Source organism: Sulfurospirillum arsenophilum NBRC 109478 (assembly GCF_000813345.1).
Taxonomy (GTDB): Bacteria; Campylobacterota; Campylobacteria; order Campylobacterales; family Sulfurospirillaceae; genus Sulfurospirillum; species Sulfurospirillum arsenophilum.
This window is the reverse complement of record NZ_BBQF01000009.1, coordinates 1-2527: the sequence shown is the minus strand read 5'-3', so window position 1 is coordinate 2527 and position 2527 is coordinate 1. Positions and strand designations below refer to the sequence as shown.

General features: G+C 40.7%; 3 protein-coding genes. All 3 read left to right on the top strand.

Features of this window, described 5'->3' with window-relative positions:
- A partial coding sequence (locus tag SAR02S_RS13110; RefSeq protein WP_041960462.1) for a Rieske 2Fe-2S domain-containing protein occupies positions 1 to 340 on the top strand: 340 nt, incomplete at its 5' end.
- Positions 341 to 351: 11 nt separating this feature from the next.
- On the top strand, positions 352 to 1611 hold the full coding sequence (locus SAR02S_RS13105; protein WP_041960460.1) for a cytochrome b: 1260 nt from the start codon (positions 352 to 354) through the stop codon (positions 1609 to 1611).
- Positions 1608 to 2474 (top strand): c-type cytochrome, encoded by an 867-nt coding sequence (locus SAR02S_RS13100; protein WP_041960458.1) that lies wholly within the window; start codon positions 1608 to 1610, stop codon positions 2472 to 2474. The genes SAR02S_RS13105 and SAR02S_RS13100 overlap by 4 nt, the downstream gene beginning before the upstream one ends.
- Positions 2475 to 2527: the final 53 nt, after the last annotated feature.

Below are 2527 nucleotides of genomic sequence, written 5' to 3'. Positions count from 1 at the left end.
AGAAGTGCAAACGATCCAATGGAGGGGCAAGCCTATTTTCATCTTAAAAAAAAGCGCAGATATGCCAAAGAATGAGAAACGTGACATCGTTGCAGGTGGTAGTAGCTATGCAGTCATGATCGGACTTTGTACGCATCTAGGATGTATCCCAACATGGACACCAACAACGAAACAGTTTAAGTGCGCCTGTCATGGTGGCGAGTTTGATGCCAGTGGTGTCAATACATTTGGACCACCTCCAAGACCAATGGACATTCCCCCTTTTAAAATAGACGGAACAAAGCTTGTTCTTGGTGAAGAGGGACCAGAGTATAAAAAACTTGTTCCTAAGAAAGCGTAAAGGAGACAAACGTGGCAGAAATTAAAAAAGCAACTGGCCTTATCGATTGGCTCGATCAGCGATTAGCCGTCAATAAATTCATCAAAGTGATGATGACAGAGTATTGGATTCCTAAAAACATCAACTTCCTTTGGGCAATGGGTGTTGTTTTAATGGTTCTTTTTATGGTTCTGATTGTTTCAGGAATCTTCCTTTTAATGTACTATAAACCAGACATTAAATTAGCGTTTGATAGTGTCAACTACACCATCATGCAAGAAGTAGAGTACGGCTGGTTGTGGCGTCATATCCACGGTGTTTCAGCTTCCGTCATTTTCCTTGTGATTTACATTCATATGTTCACAGGTATCTATTACGGTTCATATAAAAAAGGGCGTGAAATTATCTGGTTAACCGGTATGGCACTTTTTGGTATGTTCTCAGCAGAAGCGTTTAGTGGTTATATGCTTCCATGGGGACAAATGAGCTACTGGGCAGCACAAGTTATTACCAACCTTTTTGGTGGTATTCCTTTCATTGGTGAAGCTTTAGTGGTTTGGATCAGAGGTGACTTCTTGGTTGCGGATGCGACATTAACACGTTTCTTCATGTTACATGTACTCTTATTGCCACTCGTTATTCTTTTACTCATTGCTGTTCACTTCTACTCGTTAAGAATACCTCATGTCAATAACCAAGAGGCGGAAGAGTTAGATTTTGATGTTGAAGCTAAAAAATACCTTGATGGTAAAAAAGTAGAGTCTAAAGTGGTTCCATTCTGGCCAGTATTCCTCTCCAAAGATTTCTTTGTTGTAGGCGTTGCCCTTACTATTTTCTTCTACTTGGTCTGTTTCCACTTTGATTTTGCGATGGATCCTATTAACTTTGAACCTGCCAACAATATGAAAACACCTGCACACATCTACCCTGAGTGGTACTTCTTGTGGAGTTATGAAGTGCTTCGTGGTTTCTTCTTTGATATTGGTGGTATTGCGGCTATGGATATTGGTTTAGCAGCGTTTGGTTTTGCAAACGTTATCTTTATGCTTTTTCCATTCTTAGATAGAGATACCGATCATGTAGCTCCAGCGCATAAACGACCTCTATTCTTTGTTTGGTTCTGGGTACTTTTAGTTGATATGATCGTATTGACCGTATATGGAAAGCTCCCTCCAACAGGTGCAAATGCATGGGTTGGCTTTGGCGCAACGATCGTCTTTATCTCGCTCTTTATCGTTCTTCCAATTATTACCAAAATGGAAGCTAAATGTAATAATGGAGGTTGCAAATGAGAGAGTTAAAAATATTAGCGGTTGTAGCCTTCTTTACCGCTGTTGTGTATTGGGGCGTTGAGCCATTTGCGCATTCACAAATGCATCCACATGTTGCCCCTGCTGATTTTGCATTTAAAGATTTGGGTGCAACCGAGAAAAAAGGTGATGCCGCAAAAGGTGCAGAAACCTTTTTAAGCGCTGGCTGTATTGGCTGTCATGGTGTGGCTGTTGCGAATATGCCAGCTCCCATGGATAATGCAAGTGCTTCAGCAACCTTTGGTGTGACACCACCTGATCTTAGCAGCGCAGGTGCGATTTATGATAAAAACTATCTTGCAGCCCTTATTAAAGATCCAACCAAAGCACTGAAAGTTGAACATAAATTCAATGAAACACGTCCACATCCAATGATTCAATTCTTTGGTTTAGGTGGCGATTTGGATCAAGAAGTAGCAGACATTGTGGCGTACTTGCAATCTATTGCACCTACAACATTGGATGATAAAAAAGTCTATGCCGATGCGTGCCAGAGATGTCATGATATGAAGTATGACAAACTGATGAGTACTACAGATAAAACAGCGTTAATGGCATATATGGGCACACTACCACCGGATCTTTCGATTATGATTCGATCCAAAGGTAGAGATTACCTTACAACATTCATTAACAATCCACAAAAACAACTGGCAGGTACTTCAATGCCACGTGTTGGTTTGAGTGAAAAAGCTCAAAATCAAGTGGTTGCTTATATGGAAAAAGTGGGTGATCGTAAGAAAGCTGAACGAGAAGATCTTGGTTATAAACTCATTGGCTATATGGTGCTCTTTACACTACTCGCTTACGCTTGGAAAGTGAAAATCTGGAAAGAAGTTCACTAGAAAAAGAGTTTTACATCTAACGCCACCTTTTCGGGTATGGTGGCGTTTATTTT